This is a genomic window from Longispora sp. NPDC051575 (assembly GCF_040681875.1).
Taxonomy (GTDB): domain Bacteria; phylum Actinomycetota; class Actinomycetes; order Mycobacteriales; family Micromonosporaceae; genus Longispora.
The window spans coordinates 621,232-637,026 of sequence record NZ_JBFAZP010000005.1 but is presented as its reverse complement, the minus strand read 5'-3'; the positions used below and the strand labels follow the sequence as shown (position 1 = coordinate 637,026).

Sequence of the window (15,795 nt, the reverse complement as noted above, 5' to 3'; positions counted from 1 at the left end):
TCAGGCACGTTTCCTCACAGCGGAGCTCAGAAGGCGAAAAGCAAAGGGCAGATCGTGGATGAGGTACCGGCCGGCGAGCCGCCGGGGTTCGCTGAGCAGCCGGTGGATCCACTCCAGACCGGAACGTTGCATCCAGAGTGGCGCGCGGTGCAGCTCGCCGGCCACGAACTGCACGGAGGCGCCGCAGCCGACGAACCAGGCGGCGGGCAGTTCGGGGCGGAGCCGGTCGATGACGTGCTCCTGTTTGGGGAAGCCGAGGCCGACGTACACGATGTCGGGTTTCGCCTCCTTCACCCTGGCACAGAGTTCGTCGTAGAAGGAGGTGCGTTCGAAGCCGAACGGCGGGCTGACGTGGCCGGCGATCCGGAGTCCGGGGCAGCCGGCCTCCAGGGCCGGGCCGGCGGCGGTGCCGGGGCGGCCGCCGATCAGGAACACGGAGCGGCCGTCGAGGCCGGCGGCGCGGGACAGGGTCCAGATCAGGCTGGAGCCGGCGACGCGTTCGGGCAGGGGGGTGCGGGCGAGGCGGGAGGCCCAGAGCAGGGGCATGCCGTCGGCGACGACGAGGCTGGCGTCGGCGAGGAAGCGCCGGACGGTGACGGCGTCGCCGGGGAACGGGTCGCCGGAGTCACGCGCGACCGAGGCCGGCGTCGGTGCCGCCCCGGCGCGCAGTGCGATGTCCACGTTCGGCGTGATGATCCGCCCACCCTCCCCCCGGTCCAGCGCCGCCCTGACGTGGCTGACCACCTCCTCCTCCGTGAGCGCGTCGAAGGCGATCTCGCCGACTGTCACTTTTGCTGCCAAAGCCCCGAACCCCGTTCTCTCCGTATTGCTCGCTCGTTATAACGATCGGGCTGGTACAGGAGGGTATGAGTGGTTCGCGTAATTTTCATCGGCGCACTCGGCCGTAGTGGCACGACCCTCCTGGAGCGGGTACTCGGGCAGCTCCCGGGTGTCTGCGCCCTGGGCGAGGTCGTGCACCTGTGGGACCGGGACGTGCGTGACGACGAGCGGTGCGCCTGCGGGAACCGGTTCTCCCGGTGCGAGTTCTGGCAGGAGGTCGGCGACCGGGCGTTCGGCGGCTGGCACCGGCTGGACGTGCCCCGGCTGCTGGAGCTGCGGGATTCCGTGGAACGCACCCGGTACATCCCCCGGCTCGCGGTGCGCGGCGGCGGGGCGGTGGAGGACTACGCCTGGCACTACCGCCGGGTGTACCAGGCCGCCGCCGAGGTCAGCGGCTCCGAGGTGGTGATCGACTCCTCGAAGCACGCGGCGCTCGCGTACTGCCTGCGGTACTCCCCCGAGGTGGATCTCCGTGTTCTGCACGTGGTCCGCGACTCCCGGGGCGTCGCCTACTCCTGGACGAAGGAGGTCGCGCGGCCCGAGGCGGACGGCGACGCGATGACCCGCTACACCCCGGCCCGCTCGGCGATGCTGTGGAACGCGCACAACGCGGCGTTCGGCGTCCTGAGAAGGCGCGGCGTCCCGACCCGCCGGGTCCGGTACGAGAACTTCATGCGCGACCCGGTGGCCGTGACCCGTTCGCTGGCCCGGTTCGTGGGCGTGGATCCGGGGCCGATGGAGTTCCTGCACGCCGACTCCGCGCAGTTGACCACGTGCCACAGCGCGGCCGGGAACCCGATGCGGTTCACGGTGGGCCCGGTGCCGCTCCGCCGCGACGAGGCCTGGCGGACCTCGCTTCCCCCCCGACAGCGGAACATCGTGCGGGCGCTCACCGGGCCCCTGCTCAGCCGCTACGGCTACCTCCGGAGTTAGACATGTACTGGCCGTCCATCGGTGTCGTCATCCCCACCCACAATCGTCCCGAGCAGCTCCGGGCGGCGATCGCGTCGGTGCTGGCCCAGGAGTACCCGGGCGAGATGCGGGTCATCGTCGTCTACGACCGGGCCGAGCCCGACTTCATGGTGGCCCAGGGCGGTCCCCGGCCCGTGATGGTGCTGTCCAACAACCGCACCCCCGGGCTGGCCGGGGCCCGCAACACCGGCATCCTGGCGCTGGACACCGACCTGGTGGCGTTCTGCGACGACGACGACGAGTGGCTGCCGGGCAAGGTGGTCACCCAGTCGATGGCGTTGTGGCGCAAGCCGCTGGCGGAGTTCGGTACCTGTTCGATCGAGGTTTCCTACAACGGGCAGGTCAACGAGCGGCTCGCGGGCCGCGCCGAGGTCAGCCACGCGGACCTGCTCGGTTCCCGGATGTCGATGCTGCACTCGTCGACGTTCGTGATCCGGCGGAGCGCGCTGACCGGCGGGCTGGGCATGGTCGCCGAGGACGCGCCGGGCAGCCAGAACGAGGACTGGGACCTGCTGTTGCGCGCCGCGGCCCGGCATCCGATCGTGCACGTGGACCAGCCGATGGTGCGGGTCGCGTGGGGGGTGGGGTCGCTGTTCGCTCGGCAGTACGACACGAAGATCTCGTCGTTGCGGTGGATGCTGCACCGGCACCCGGAGATCGGCACCTGCCGGACGGGCGCGGCCCGGGTCTACGGCCAGCTCGCGTGCTGGTACGCCGCCAAGGGTGATCGCAAGCAGTCCGTCCGCTGGGCCCGGGCGGCGCTCCGGCAGCGCTGGCGCGAGCCCCGCGCGGCCATCGCCCTGGCCGCCAACGCGCGGATCGTCACCGTCGAGCGGGTCGTCTCGGCCCTCCACAAACGCGGCCACGGCATCTGAGACCTTCAGCGCCAGCCCCGGCACGGTGACCAACAGCCCCTACTTCGTCAGCCCGATCGGATTGGGAAACGGCAACGCATCCGCCGCCACCCGAGCCAACGGCCCCACCACCCCCACCAACCGCGCGACATCCACCCCCCGCCAGACCTCCTCCGCGATCACATCCGTCCGCGCCTCCACCTGCGCGAACGCCGCCTCCCCGAACTCGGTCGGCTTCCCGTCCGCGTCCAGCCACCCCTTCTCCCGCAGCCGCCCCTCGGCCCGGACCCACTCCTCATCGGCCCAGCCCCGGGCGGGCTGCAACAGCGCCCGGTCGTTGTCGAGCGCCGCCCGCCAGGCGAGGCTCTCGCACCCGTCGAGCCCGGCGACGACCAACGCGGCGACATGCCCGTCCCCCCGGTGCTCCCGGAGAACGGTCGCGGCATGCCACAACACGTCGAGCGGATCGGTCGGCCACGCCAACGCGGCGTTCGCGGCGGCCAGCGCCCGCCCGGAGGTGTCGACGGCCTCGGCGGCCCGCCGCAGCAACCCGGCGGCCTCGACCACGCGTTGGCCGACGGTCATCCCGTCCGGATCGGCCCACTGAGGCGCCCCCGACGGGCGCGCGGCCAGGTCCTCGGCGTCGAGCCCGGTGCCGGGCAACCCCAGCAGCCGCGCCAGGGCGGCCCGCGCGCCCACCGCCCGCGCCCGCAGCGCCTCCTCGGGCCCCGCCAGCTCCCACAGCGCCGGCAGCGCCCGCTCCACCATCCGGGGCGCGAACCCGAAGAACAACGCGGTCACCGGCGCGGCTCCGACGGGCCCGAGCGGCGCGGCCCGCCCGCCGAAGTACCCGCGCCAGAAGCCGCGCAGGCCGGCCTCCTCGAAGGCTGCCCGGCACTCCGGGGCGAAGTAGGTCACCGCGTGCAACGGCTCGAACAGGGTCCACAACCGGCGGGCAATCATCCGCCCATCATCGCGCCCCACCAGCCCGGAAGCGATGCCCTCCGGCGAATGTCACCCGCCGGGCGCGGCCGGGGCACGCACCCGTCCGCACGACGCCGACGCGGTCCGGCAACCTGTCCGGCCGCGCGTGCCCACAACGCCATCGCGGTCGCCGCCGCCACCCAACACGGAAGTGGCCCGCCTTCACACCCAGGCGCGGCCCGGCCTGGGCGCGACAACGCGGGCGCGGACCGTCCTGGGCACACAACGCGGGCGCGGCGCCGGCCCAAGGGCCCGCGCCGCGCTGGCGGAACTACAGGACGGGTCAGACGATGATGCCCGCGCCCACGGTCCGGTTCGTGGACTCGTCGATCACGATGAACCCGCCGGTCACCCGGTTGCGCCGGTACTCGTCGCACAGCAGCGGTACGGTGGTCCGCAGCCGGATCCGGCCGATCTCGTTCAGGCTGAGCGACGGGGCCGTCTCGTCCCGGTGCAGGGTGTTGATGTCGAGCCGGTAGTGCAGGTCCTTGACGATCGCGCGCGCGGTCCGCGTGGTGTGCTTGATCGCGTACTTCTTGCCCTGGACCAGCGGTGCCGTCTCGTCCATCCAGCACACCATGGCCTCGACGTCCTGGGAGACCTGCGGCTGGTTGTTGGGCCGGCAGATCAGGTCCCCGCGGGAGATGTCGATCTCGTCCTCCAGCCGGACGGTCACGGACATCGGCGGGTACGCCTCGGCGACCGGCCCGTCGGCGGTCTCGATGGCCGCGATCTTCGAGGTGAACCCGGAGGGCAGCACCGTGATCTCGTCGCCGGGCTTGAGCACCCCGGAGGCGACCTGGCCGGCGTAGCCCCGGTAGTCGCGGGCGGAGTTGGACTGCGGCCGGATCACGTACTGCACCGGGAACCGGGTGTCGACCAGGTTGCGGTCGGACGCGATGTGCAGGTTCTCCAGGTGGTGCAGGAGCGCGGGGCCGTCGTACCACGGCATGTTGGTGGATCTGGTCACGATGTTGTCGCCCTTGAGGGCGGAGATCGGGATCACCGACAGGTCGGGCACCTCGAGCTTGGTCGCGAACGCCCGGAACTCGGCCCGGATCTGCTCGAAGACCTCCTCGGACCAGTCGACCAGGTCCATCTTGTTGACGCACAGCACCATGTGCGGGACGCGCAGCAGGGAGCACAGGAACGCGTGCCGGCGCGACTGCTCGACGAGCCCCTTGCGGGCGTCGACCAGGATCAGCGCCAGGTCGGCCGTCGACGCGCCCGTCACCATGTTCCGGGTGTACTGGATGTGCCCCGGGGTGTCGGCGATGATGAACTTGCGCTTGGGGGTGGCGAAGTACCGGTACGCCACGTCGATCGTGATGCCCTGCTCCCGCTCGGCCCGCAGGCCGTCGGTGAGCAGCGCCAGGTCGGTGTAGTCGTCGCCCCGGGCCGCGCTGGTGGCCTCGACGGCCGCCAACTGGTCCTCGAAGATGGACTTCGAGTCGTACAGCAGCCGGCCGATCAGCGTGGACTTACCGTCGTCCACGGACCCGGCTGTGGCGAATCGCAGAATGTCCATCTTAGAAATATCCCTCGCGCTTGCGGTCCTCCATGGCTGCCTCGCTGACCCGGTCGTCGCCCCGGGTCGCGCCGCGCTCGGTGATCCGAGTGGAGGCGACCTCGTCGATCACCTTGGCCACGGTGTCGGCGTCGGACTTCACGGCCGCCGTGCAGGACGCGTCGCCGACCGTGCGGTAGCGGACCTGCTCCTTGAACGGCTTCTCGCCGGCGCGCACCGGGAGGACGTCGTGCACCGCGTACAGCATGCCGTCGCGGTCGACCACCTCGCGCTCGTGCGCGAAGTAGATCGACGGCAGGCCGATGTTCTCCTTGGCGATGTAGTGCCAGATGTCCAGCTCGGTCCAGTTGGACAGCGGGAACACCCGGATCGACTCGCCCTGCTGGACCCGCGCGTTGTAGAGCGACCACAGTTCGGGGCGCTGGTTCTTCGGGTCCCACTGGCCGAACTCGTCGCGGAAGCTGAACACCCGTTCCTTGGCCCGGGCCTTCTCCTCGTCGCGGCGGGCGCCCCCGAACAGCGCGTCGAACCGGTACTTCTCGACCGCGTCGAGCAGCACCGGGGTCTGGATCGGGTTGCGCATCCCCGACGGCGGCTCCACCACGAGGCCGGTGTCGATGGCCTCCTGCACGCTGGCGACGAGGAGCTGGCTGCCCAGTTCCTCGACCCGCTGGTCGCGGAAGTCGAGCACCTCGGCGAAGTTGTGCCCGGTGTCGACGTGCAGCAGCGGGAACGGGATCCGGCCGGGGGCGAACGCCTTCTCGGCGAGCCGGAGCAGGACGATGGAGTCCTTACCGCCCGAGAACAGCAGCACGGGGCGCTCGGATTCGGCCACGACCTCGCGGAACACGAAGATCGCCTCTGCTTCCAGGGCGTCGAGGTGCGTGACCGTATAACCCACTGGCGCGGTAGGGAATTCGGTCATTTAGGTGCTCCGATAGATTAAAGGGACGAAAGCGAACCGAGCAATGTCTGCGCAAGATCCTTACGACAGACCAGCAGGTCAGGCAATTTAGGGTCAGGCTGGTTGTAGTCCAGCACAGAACCGTCGATCCGGGAAGTATGCAGGCCCGTGGCCCGGGCCACAGCGACCGGGGCGGCCGAGTCCCACTCGTACTGGCCGCCGGCGTGCACGTACGCGTCCACCTCGCCCGTGACCACGGCGGACACCTTCACGCCGGCCGAGCCCATCGGGACCAGTTCGGCCCCCAGTCGCTCGGCCAGGGCCGTCAGGAAGGCCGGCGGGCGGGACCGGCTGCACGCGATCCGCAGCGTCCCGGCCGCGCCCGCACCGGGCACCGGAGCGCCCTCGGCGCGCAGCGGCGGATAGGCCGGCGGCGTGTCCGTACCGAGGATGATGCCCCGGGCCGGCATCCCGACCGCGCCCGCGACCAGCTCCCCCGGCCCCGGGCGGGACAACGCGCGCCGCCACAGCGCGACGTGCACGGCCCAGTCGGTGCGGCCCTCCTCGGAGAACTCCCGGGTGCCGTCGAGCGGGTCGATGATCCACACCCGGTCGGCCCCGAGCCGGACCGGATCGTCCGCGCCCTCCTCGGACAGCACCGCGTCGCCGGGCCGCCAGCGTTCCAGGGCGCCCATCAGCAGCTCGTGCGAGATCTTGTCGCCCGCGTTCTTCAGCATCAGGGCGTCGTGGAAGCCCAACTCGTCCCGCAGGGCGAGGAGCGCGTCACCGGCGGCCCTGGCCAACCAGCGGGCGAACGCGGCATCTCCAGCCGGAGTGATCATCAGTACGCTCCCGAGGCGCGGCACACCGCAGTCAGTGTACGCAGCAGAATCACCAGATCCAATGACAGAGACCAATTCTCCACGTACCTCAGGTCAAGTCGGACCGCTTCCTCCCAGGGGAGGTCCGAACGTCCGCTGACCTGCCACAACCCGGTCAGGCCGGGCTTGACCACGAGCCGGCGGCGCATGTCGTCCGGGTAGGCGGCCACCTCCGCAGGCAGCGGCGGGCGCGGCCCGACGAGCGACATGTCCCCCGCGAGCACGTTGAGCAGCTGGGGCAGTTCGTCGATCGAGAACCGGCGGATGAACTTCCCCACCGGCGTGACCCGGGGGTCGTCGCGCATCTTGAACAGTACGCCGCCGGTCTCGCTCTCCAGGGCGGCCTTGCGGGCCTCGGCGTCGACGTACATGCTGCGGAACTTCCACACCCCGAACAGCCGGCCGTGCTTGCCCACCCGGAGCTGGCGGAACAGCATCGGCGCGCCCGGCTCGCCCCACCAGATCGCGAACCCGACCACGATCCACAACGGAGCGATGAGTACGAGGATCGCGAACGCCCCGACCCGGTCGAACAGCTCCTTGGCGAACCGCCGGGTACCGGCCAGGTTCGGGTGCTCCACGTGCAGCATCGGCAGCCCGTCCACGGGGCGGATCGTGGTCCGGTCGCCGGCCACGTCCAGCAGCGAACTGGCCACGATCAGGTCCACGTCGCCGCGTTCGAGCTCCCAAGCCAACCGGCGCATCGCGATGCCGTCGATCTCCGGGCAGGACAGCACCACCACGGTGTCGGCCCCCGCCGTCTCGACCGCGCCGGCCACGTCGTCGAACGTGCCGCACACCGGCACCTCGGCCAGCATCGCGTCCCGGCTCGACGGCACGCACGCGCCGACGACGGTCAGCCCGTGGTACGCCTCCCGGCGCAGCTGCACCGCCAACTGGGCCACCGCGACACTGTGCCCGACCACCACGACCCGGCGCAGGCACCGGCCGCGTTCGCGCAACATGTGCAGTCCCTTGCGGACTCCGAACCGGCTGACAATTCCCGCGACGGTCGCCAACGGCAGCACCATCAGGACATAACTCCGGGCGAGCGGAATCTCCAACGCGTACGCCATCAGGGCCAGTCCGGCCGTGAGTCCGAGACCGGAGCGGAATACGCGTTGGTACTCGTCGGTGCCGACGTAGAGATAGCGTTTCTCGTAGGCCCGGTTCAGGGTGAGCGCGGCGACCCAGGCGACGGGAAAGGCGAGGGAAAGCGCGAAATACCAGAGGTTGTACTCCGTGATCCGCTCGCCGAACCGCAGGCAGAACGCCACGCCACCCGCGAGCAGCCCCACGAGCACGTCGGTCGTCAGGAGATAGCGCAGATAACGCGACTCCCACGCCCTCGACGGCGCGGCGACACGACGGTCCGTCGCGATATCCAGCTCAACAACCGCCATTGCCTTCCCCCCAATGTCACCTACCGTGGTAACGAATTAGGGGTAAAACGGTCACGCCGCGTGGTAATTATTCTGCGCCCACTCGACGCCATTGTCGGCGACGGCCTCGACGATGTCGGCGGTACGGTCCACGAAATAGTCGAGTTCTTTCTTCTCCACAGTGGAGAAGTCACTCAGCACGAAATCGGCCGCGTCCTGCCGGCCCGGCGGGCGCCCGATGCCGAACCGCACCCGGACATAGTCCTTCGTCCCCAACGACTGGGTCATCGACCGCAGCCCGTTGTGCCCGCCCTCCCCGCCGCCGATCTTGATCCGCAGCGACGTGAACGGCACGTCCAACTCGTCGTGCACCGCGATGATCCGCTCCGGCGGGATCTTGTAGAACCCGGCCAGCGCCGCCACCGGCGGACCCGACAGGTTCATGAACGTCAGCGGCTTCACCAGCACCAGCTTCGGCCCGCCCGGCCGCACCCGGCCCTCGGCGACCTCCGACTTCGGGGCCCGCGCGTGCCGGCCGAACTTCGCGCCCACCCGGCCCGCCAGCAGGTCCGCGACCATGAAGCCGACATTGTGCCGGTTCCCCGCGTACTGCTTGCCCGGGTTGCCCAGGCCGACCACCAGGAACGTCTCGTCAGACACACGCACTCCTCAACGGGAACGGCCCGGCTGAATGATCAGCCGGGCCGGAACGTTCGCGAAAGACCTACGCCTCGGCGGGAGCCTCGGCGGCCTCGGTGTCAGCGGCACTCGGGGTGGCGACGACGTTGACGATCAGGGTGTCGGGCTCGGTGATCAGCTCGGAGCCCTCCGGCAGCGTGATCTGACCGGCGGTGAGGTGGTCGCCGACCGCGAGACCGTCGAGGGAGACCTCGACGCTGTCCGGCAGCTTGGTGGCGTCGGCGCTCAGCGACAGCGTGTTCAGGGCGTGCATGACCATGCCCGACTTGTCGGCCTCGCCGACGAAGGTGATCGGGACCTCGACGGTGACCTTCTCGCCCTGCTTGACGATCAGCATGTCGACGTGGTCGATGGTGTCGCGGATCGGGTCGCGCTGCAGCGCCTTCGGGAGCGCCAGGATCTTCTCACCGGCGGTCGACTCGAGGGTGAAGAGCTGGTTGATGCCGCCGCGACGGATCGCGTTGCTGAACTCCAGCGCCGGGAGGGCGATGTGCTTGGGGGCCTCACCGTGGCCGTAGAGCACGGCAGGAATCTTGCCGGCCCGACGGGTGCGACGCGCGCCACCCTTGCCGAACTCGGTGCGGGGCTCTGCGCTGATACGGACCTCGGACACGGGAGAACTCCTCCGGAAGGGCTTGGTCTTTTGTGCGAACATGTCATCGGTGTGCGGTGCCCGGCGCGGCGGCGTGATGCACGGACGTCCTCGCCCAGAGCACCGCGTCGATGACGGAGCCCCCATCAGAAGGGGCACCCTCGCCGTGGCAACCGCACCAGCCTACCGGAGTGGCCCCCCGACCACTAAATCGGGTGCCCTACCACACTGGGTGGGCCGGGCCTAGTGTCCGGGCTCGGCCGCCGCGTGGCGTACATCGGCGGCGGCATCCTGGGCTCCGGCCGCCGCGCGCAGGTCACCGCCCCATTCGTAACCATCAAAAGATCGTGCATTTGGGTACTTGTGACGCGCGGTCCCCGGAATGCGAAAGGCGGGCGGGTGCCGGTCGCCCGACCTCCCGCCCGCCACGTGTTCGCTATCCGGACAGGCCGCCGAACAAGGTTGTCACGGAACCGTCGTCGAAGACCTCGCGCATCGCCCGCGCCACCATCGGCGCGATCGACAGCACCGTGATCTTGTCCAGCTGCTTCTCCGCCGGGATCGGCAGCGTGTTCGTCACCACGACCTCGCTGATCCGGCTGTTCTTGAACCGCTCCGTCGCCGGGTCCGACAGGATCGCGTGGGTCGCCGCCACCACCACGTCCGTCGCGCCGCTGTCGAACAGCACCTCGGCGGCCTTGCAGATCGTGCCACCCGAGTCGATCATGTCGTCGATGATCAGACAGACCCGGCCCTCGATGTCCCCGACCACCCGGTTGGCCACCACCTGGTTGGGCAGCATCGGGTCGCGCGTCTTGTGCACGAACGCCAGCGGCACCCCGCCGAACTTGTTCGCCCACCGCTCCGCGACCTTCACCCTGCCCGCGTCCGGGGACACGACCGCCAGGGGCTTGCCCGCGTACTTCTCCAACAGGTAGTCCGCGAGGGTGTCCATCGCGTACAGGTGGTCGACCGGGCCGTCGAAGAAGCCCTGGATCTGCGAGGCGTGCAGGTCGACCGTCAGGATCCGGTCCGCGCCGGCCGTCTTGAGCAGGTCCGCGACCAGGCGGGCCGAGATGGGCTCGCGACCCCGGTGCTTCTTGTCCTGCCGCCCGTACGGGTAGAACGGGAGGACCACGGTCACCCGCTTCGCCGAACCGCGCTTCAACGCGTCCACCATGATCAGGGTCTCCATGACCCACTGGTTGATCGGCGTCGTCATCGACTGCACGACAAAGGCATCCGAACCGCGCACCGACTCCTGGTACCGGACGAAGGTCTCGCCGTTGGCGAAATCGTAGGCGTCGGTCGGGGTCGGCTTGATCCCCAACTCCGACCCGATCTCCTCGGCCAGCGCGGGGTACGCCCGGCCGGAGAAGAGCATCAGTGTTTTTCGGTTCTCCGCGACGATACTGCCCATCGGGTACGACCCTGTCTGCTCGTTAGTGACACAGCATTGGTGACACGGTGGTGGCGACACCACGTGCGGCTAGGACTCACGCCCAGTATCGCCGCTCGCGGGCGTCCATCCCAAGCCGACCCGAACCTCGTGGCAAACTTCACGCCATCGATTATTCAGCTGCGCCAGGTGCTATCGGGGCCGTTCGTCAAGTTACCCAGGTGGGCGAGCACCCGCAGGTCAGCCCTCTTCCGCGGCGCTCACCCTCGCCGCCGCCGCGGCCGCCGCCGACTTGGTTCCCGCGCGCCGCCGCTCCACCCAGCCGTCGATGTTGCGCTGCTGGCCCCGCGTGACACCCAGCGAACCCGCCGGCACGTCCTTGTAGATCACGCTGCCCGCCGCCACGTACGCGCCCGGGCCCACCGTCACCGGGGCGACCAGGTTCGTGTCGCAGCCCACGAACGCCGCCTCGCCGACCGTGGTGTGGTGCTTGTTGACCCCGTCGTAGTTCACGAAGATCGTCGCCGCGCCGATGTTGGCGTTCGCGCCGATGGTGGCGTCCCCCGCGTACGTCAGGTGCGGGATCTTCGCCCCCGTACCCACCGTGGTCTTCTTGGTCTCCACGAACGTGCCGACCTTCGCGCGCTCGTGCAGCACGGTCTCCGGCCGCAGGTACGCGTACGGCCCCACCTGGGCGCCGGCCCCGATCACCGCGCTCAACGCGTGCGCCCGGATCACCGTCGCGCCCGCGCCCACCGCGCAGTCCACCAGCGTCGTGTCCGGGCCGACCAGCGCGCCCGCCGCCACCGAGGTGCCGCCGCGCAGGATGACCCCCGGCTCCAGCGTCACGTCCGGCTCCAGGGTCACGGTCACGTCGATCCACGCGCTCGCCGGGTCGATCATGGTCACGCCGTTGCGCATGTGCTCCCGGTTCACCCGGTCCCGCAGCAGGTACCGCAGGTCGGCGAGCTGGGCGCGGTCGTTGCAGCCGTAGGTCTCGGTCACGTCCGGCGCGACGTACGCCCCCACGGTCCGCCCCGCGGCCACGAGCAGCCCGACGACGTCCGTCAGGTACTCCTCGCCCTGGTCGTTGTGCGCCGTCAGCACGCCCAGGGTGTCGCGCAGCGCCGCCGCCTCGAACACCATGATCCCGCTGTTGATCTCCCGGATGGCGCGCTGCTCGGCGGTCGCGTCCCGCTCCTCGACGATCCCGGTCACCCGGCCGTCGGCGTCCCGCAGGATCCGGCCCAGCCCGGTCGGGTCCTCCTGGGCGGCCGTCAGCACGGTCGCCGCGTCGCCGCTCGACTCGTGCACGGCCACCAGCTTCTCGACCGTCTCGGCGCGCAGCAGCGGGTTGTCCCCGAACAGCACCACGACCGTGCCCTCGACGTCCTTGACCGCCTCGAAGCCGACCCGGGCCGCGTGCCCCGTGCCGCCGGGGGTCTCCTGGAGCGCGGTGACCGCGCCCGGGACGGCGGTGGCGAGGTAGTCGGTGACCACCTCGGCGCCGACGCCGACCACGACGACCGTGTGCTCGGGGTCGAGCGGGGCGGCGGCGGTCAGGACGTGGCCGACTAGGGGTCTGCCGAGGAGGGGGTGCATGACCTTGGGGAGCGCCGAGCGCATCCGCTTGCCCTGACCAGCAGCGAGAACGATGACAGTCCTGCGCACGAGCACTCCCTATTTCGTCACGGCTGGGGTGCCCGGTTCGCTGGGGTACCAGGATTCGAACCTGGACTGCGAGGCACCAAAGGCCTGCGGGCTGCCGTTACCCCATACCCCATCCCGACCTACCTTACCGAACGCCCGACACCCGCTATGACCGCCTGGACCGCCCCCTCCACGAACCAGTACAACTGGCGGCTTCGGCGGACGTCGACGATCAGGCAGCCATGGTAGTGGTCGTCAGTATTGTGGCGAGTTGTCGGCACGTGCCGCTTGAGAGTCGCGTTGGCGAACCGCTCTGGAACGACGCCGACCCGCTCAGCCCACCACCGGGTGGCCGCTGGCACGTCCGCCGTCTCGTGGATCGACAGCCGGTAGCTGATCTGGTCTTCGGAGACCCCGCTCCTGCGAAGAAACCCGAGGAACAAAGCGATCAGCCCTGGGTCGCTGTTGATGAAGGTCAGCCGCTCGGAGCGCCGCCAGGGCTTGGACTTCGAGCCCTCGCACCAGTAGGCGATGGCGGCGGCGGCGATCATCGGATCCGTTGCGGCCACCGCGCCCTTCGCCATGGCCGCTTTGCGCGCCGCCGAGCGCTGCTCCTCATGGCTGGCCCAACGCGCCTCGCTCATCACCTTCATCCGGTCGAGCACCTCGCCACCGAGGCGAACCTCGACGGCCCCGGTGGGAACGTCGCGCACCCATGTCGACACCGAGGACTTCGCGACGCCCAACTCCCGCACTATCTCCGACAGGGTCGCGCCCGCCATGCGCAACTCACGGGCCCGCTCCCGACTCTCCGGCTTCGCACGCATGTACGGAAACGTACACCCGGGGTAGGACAAGTCGGCACGGTCGAGCGGTGGGAAACTACGGGACCGTAGGTTACGGTTGCGTAGGTAAGAAACCCCCTGAACGTGGAGCGAGGCAGTATGACCCAGTCGACGACCGCCCAGGACCAGCAGCAGGGCGGCCCCAAACCGCTGACTGAGGGCTCCCAGGGCACCGGAGTGATCATCGGCCTGTGGGCCTTCGTCGTGATCCCGTTCCTGGCGCTGCTCACCGCGATCCCGTTCGCCTGGGGCTGGGGCCTGACCTGGACCGACGTCGTGATCACGATCGTGATGTACCACATCGCGGGCTGGGGCATCACCGTCGGCTTCCACCGGTACTTCACGCACGGCGGCTACAAGGCCAAGCGCTGGCTCCGCGTCACCCTCGCGGTCGCCGGCTCGATGGCGATCCAGGGCTCCCCGACCCAGTGGGTGGCCGACCACCGCCGGCACCACCAGTACTCGGACCTGGAGGGCGACCCGCACTCCCCGTGGCGGTACGGCTCGACGTTCAAGGGCCTGACCAAGGGCATGTTCCACGCGCACATCGGCTGGCTGTTCCACCGCGAGCTGTCGAACCGGGAGCGCTTCGCCCCCGACCTGGTCGCCGACAAGGACATCCGCCGGGTGGACGCGCTGTTCGTGCCGCTGATCTTCACCTCGCTGCTGCTGCCGGGCGTCATCGGCGGCCTGATCACCTGGTCGTGGTGGGGCGCGCTGACCGCGTTCTTCTGGGGCGGGCTGGTCCGGGTGGGCCTGCTGCACCACACGACGTGGGCGATCAACTCGGTGTGCCACGTGGTCGGCAGCCGGCCGTTCGAGATGCGCGAGGGTGACCGGGCGACGAACTTCTGGCCGATGGCGATCCTGTCGATGGGCGAGAGCTGGCACAACCTGCACCACGCGGACCCGACCTGCGCGCGGCACGGCGTGGACCGGGGCCAGCTGGACACGTCCGCCCGGGTGATCTGGGTGTTCGAGAAGCTGGGCTGGATCTCGAACGTGAAGTGGCCCAAGGCCGACCGCCTCGACGCCAAGCGTGTTAAATAGCCAGGTGGTCGACAGCGGGGATGCGAAGGCGACGACGCCGCGCCGGGTGAGGATGTCCTCGGCGCAGCGTCGTGAGCAGCTGATCGCGATCGGCCGGCAGCTGTTCGCGGAGAAGGGCTTCGACGGGACCTCGGTGGAGGAGGTCGCGGCGCGGGCCAAGGTCAGCAAGCCCGTCGTGTACGAGCACTTCGGCGGCAAGGAGGGCCTCTACGCGGTCGTCGTCGACCGGGAGGTCCTCGCCCTGCTGAACCGGGTGACCAACGCCCTCACCGGCGGGCACCCGCGCGAGCTGCTCGAACAGGCGGCCCTGGCGCTGCTCGACTACATCGAGTCGGACACGAACGGCTTCCGGGTGCTGGTCCGCGAGTCGCCGGTCGGTTCGAACAGCGGCAACTTCTCCAGCGTGCTCAACGACGTGGCGCACCAGGTCGAGCACGTGCTGGCGGCCGAGTTCAAGAGCCGGGGCTACGACCCCAAACTCGCCGAGTTGTACTCGCAGGCACTCGTCGGCATGGTCTCCCTCGCCGGGCGCTGGTGGCTGGAGGTGCGCAAGCCGCGCAAGGAGGCGGTGGCCGCCCACCTGGTCAATCTCGCGTGGAACGGGCTGAGCAACCTCGAGGCCAAGCCGACCCTGGGCGGCGCTCGCCGGTAGCGTAGGCGAGAATGCCGGTGGAGCGTTCAGACGAAGAGGGGCACGATGTCACACTTTCCGGTCAACCACCACCTGCGCCCGGTGTACAGGGTCATCACGGCCCTGGTCAGCGTGTACTTCCTGGTGTTCGGCATCATCGGCTTCGCCCAGACCACGGACCTCGACTTCTTCGCCCAGACGGGTACGAAGCTGGTGCTCGGCATGAAGGCGAACCCGGCGTTCTCGGTGCTGTCGATCGTGCTCGGCGCGGTGGGGCTGCTCGCCGCGGTGGTCGGACGGAACATCGACGTCAAGGTCAACTGGTGGCTGTCGTCCATCCACCTGATCATCGGCACCGCGATGCTGGCGTTCCTGCGTACCGACCTCAACGTGCTGGGCTTCTCGATGTCCAACGTGATCGTCGTGTACAGCGCGGGCATGCTGCTGATGGGCGCCGCCGTGTACGGCTACGTGGGTACGCCCGCTGAGGCCGACGCGGAGGAGAGCTTCCGGCACTCGCACTAGTCCTGATGTGAGAGGCCCCCGGGGAGTGACTCCCCGGGGGCCTTTCGCTGTCTCCGCGC

The 15,795-nt window shown here is 69.9% G+C and carries 16 protein-coding genes and 1 tRNA gene; 5 read left to right on the top strand and 12 right to left on the bottom strand.

Features of this window, described 5'->3' with window-relative positions:
- Window positions 1–789 carry a WecB/TagA/CpsF family glycosyltransferase gene (locus AB0M43_RS17305; protein WP_363725638.1) on the bottom strand — a complete coding sequence of 263 codons (789 nt, stop codon included), beginning with the start codon at window positions 787–789 and terminating at the stop codon, window positions 1–3.
- Window positions 790–870: 81 nt separating this feature from the next.
- Between AB0M43_RS17305 and AB0M43_RS17300 the strand changes: the two genes are divergently transcribed.
- Both AB0M43_RS17300 and AB0M43_RS17295 read left to right on the top strand, forming a co-directional pair.
- Entirely contained in the window at window positions 871–1,773 is a 903-nt protein-coding gene (locus AB0M43_RS17300; RefSeq protein ID WP_363725636.1) for a sulfotransferase, read from the top strand.
- Window positions 1,774–1,775: 2 nt separating this feature from the next.
- A complete protein-coding gene (locus tag AB0M43_RS17295) occupies window positions 1,776–2,687 on the top strand; it encodes a glycosyltransferase (protein ID WP_363725635.1) in 912 nt (303 codons plus the stop codon).
- 39 nt (window positions 2,688–2,726) lie between these two features.
- Here AB0M43_RS17295 and AB0M43_RS17290 read toward each other — a convergent pair whose 3' ends face one another.
- The 11 genes from AB0M43_RS17290 to AB0M43_RS17240 form a co-directional block, all read right to left on the bottom strand.
- Entirely contained in the window at window positions 2,727–3,629 is a 903-nt protein-coding gene (locus AB0M43_RS17290) for a hypothetical protein (protein WP_363725633.1), read from the bottom strand.
- A 304-nt stretch (window positions 3,630–3,933) separates the two neighbouring features.
- Window positions 3,934–5,178 (bottom strand): sulfate adenylyltransferase subunit CysN, encoded by a 1,245-nt coding sequence (gene cysN / locus AB0M43_RS17285; protein WP_363725631.1) that lies wholly within the window; start codon window positions 5,176–5,178, stop codon window positions 3,934–3,936.
- Window position 5,179: 1 nt separating this feature from the next.
- Complete coding sequence (gene cysD, locus AB0M43_RS17280) at window positions 5,180–6,103, bottom strand: sulfate adenylyltransferase subunit CysD (RefSeq protein ID WP_363725629.1); 924 nt, start codon at window positions 6,101–6,103, stop codon at window positions 5,180–5,182.
- A gap of 17 nt (window positions 6,104–6,120) precedes the next feature.
- A complete protein-coding gene (locus tag AB0M43_RS17275) occupies window positions 6,121–6,924 on the bottom strand; it encodes a 3'(2'),5'-bisphosphate nucleotidase CysQ (protein WP_363725627.1) in 804 nt (267 codons plus the stop codon).
- Window positions 6,924–8,366, bottom strand: coding sequence for a sugar transferase (locus AB0M43_RS17270; protein ID WP_363725625.1), 1,443 nt, complete (start codon window positions 8,364–8,366; stop codon window positions 6,924–6,926). The genes AB0M43_RS17275 and AB0M43_RS17270 overlap by 1 nt, the downstream gene beginning before the upstream one ends.
- Before the next feature lie 51 nt (window positions 8,367–8,417).
- A complete protein-coding gene (gene pth / locus AB0M43_RS17265) occupies window positions 8,418–9,005 on the bottom strand; it encodes an aminoacyl-tRNA hydrolase (RefSeq protein ID WP_363725623.1) in 588 nt (195 codons plus the stop codon).
- Window positions 9,006–9,069: 64 nt separating this feature from the next.
- A complete protein-coding gene (locus AB0M43_RS17260) occupies window positions 9,070–9,657 on the bottom strand; it encodes a 50S ribosomal protein L25/general stress protein Ctc (protein WP_363725621.1) in 588 nt (195 codons plus the stop codon).
- Window positions 9,658–10,072: 415 nt separating this feature from the next.
- Window positions 10,073–11,056, bottom strand: a complete 984-nt coding sequence (locus AB0M43_RS17255; RefSeq protein ID WP_363725620.1) for a ribose-phosphate diphosphokinase — start codon at window positions 11,054–11,056, stop codon at window positions 10,073–10,075.
- 219 nt (window positions 11,057–11,275) lie between these two features.
- Complete coding sequence (glmU, locus tag AB0M43_RS17250) at window positions 11,276–12,706, bottom strand: bifunctional UDP-N-acetylglucosamine diphosphorylase/glucosamine-1-phosphate N-acetyltransferase GlmU (protein WP_363725618.1); 1,431 nt, start codon at window positions 12,704–12,706, stop codon at window positions 11,276–11,278.
- Between the two features lie 40 nt (window positions 12,707–12,746).
- Window positions 12,747–12,818 (bottom strand) — tRNA-Gln (locus tag AB0M43_RS17245).
- Between the two features lie 7 nt (window positions 12,819–12,825).
- Window positions 12,826–13,512, bottom strand: a complete 687-nt coding sequence (locus AB0M43_RS17240; RefSeq protein WP_363725617.1) for a resolvase — start codon at window positions 13,510–13,512, stop codon at window positions 12,826–12,828.
- A 117-nt stretch (window positions 13,513–13,629) separates the two neighbouring features.
- Between AB0M43_RS17240 and AB0M43_RS17235 the strand changes: the two genes are divergently transcribed.
- Genes AB0M43_RS17235 through AB0M43_RS17225 form a run of 3 tightly spaced genes read left to right on the top strand, consistent with a single transcriptional unit; the run spans window position 13,630 to window position 15,736 of the window.
- Entirely contained in the window at window positions 13,630–14,580 is a 951-nt protein-coding gene (locus AB0M43_RS17235; RefSeq protein ID WP_363725615.1) for an acyl-CoA desaturase, read from the top strand.
- A 52-nt stretch (window positions 14,581–14,632) separates the two neighbouring features.
- Window positions 14,633–15,232, top strand: a complete 600-nt coding sequence (locus AB0M43_RS17230) for a TetR/AcrR family transcriptional regulator (protein WP_363725790.1) — start codon at window positions 14,633–14,635, stop codon at window positions 15,230–15,232.
- 45 nt (window positions 15,233–15,277) lie between these two features.
- Entirely contained in the window at window positions 15,278–15,736 is a 459-nt protein-coding gene (locus AB0M43_RS17225) for a DUF4383 domain-containing protein (protein WP_363725613.1), read from the top strand.
- Window positions 15,737–15,795 lie beyond the last annotated feature (59 nt).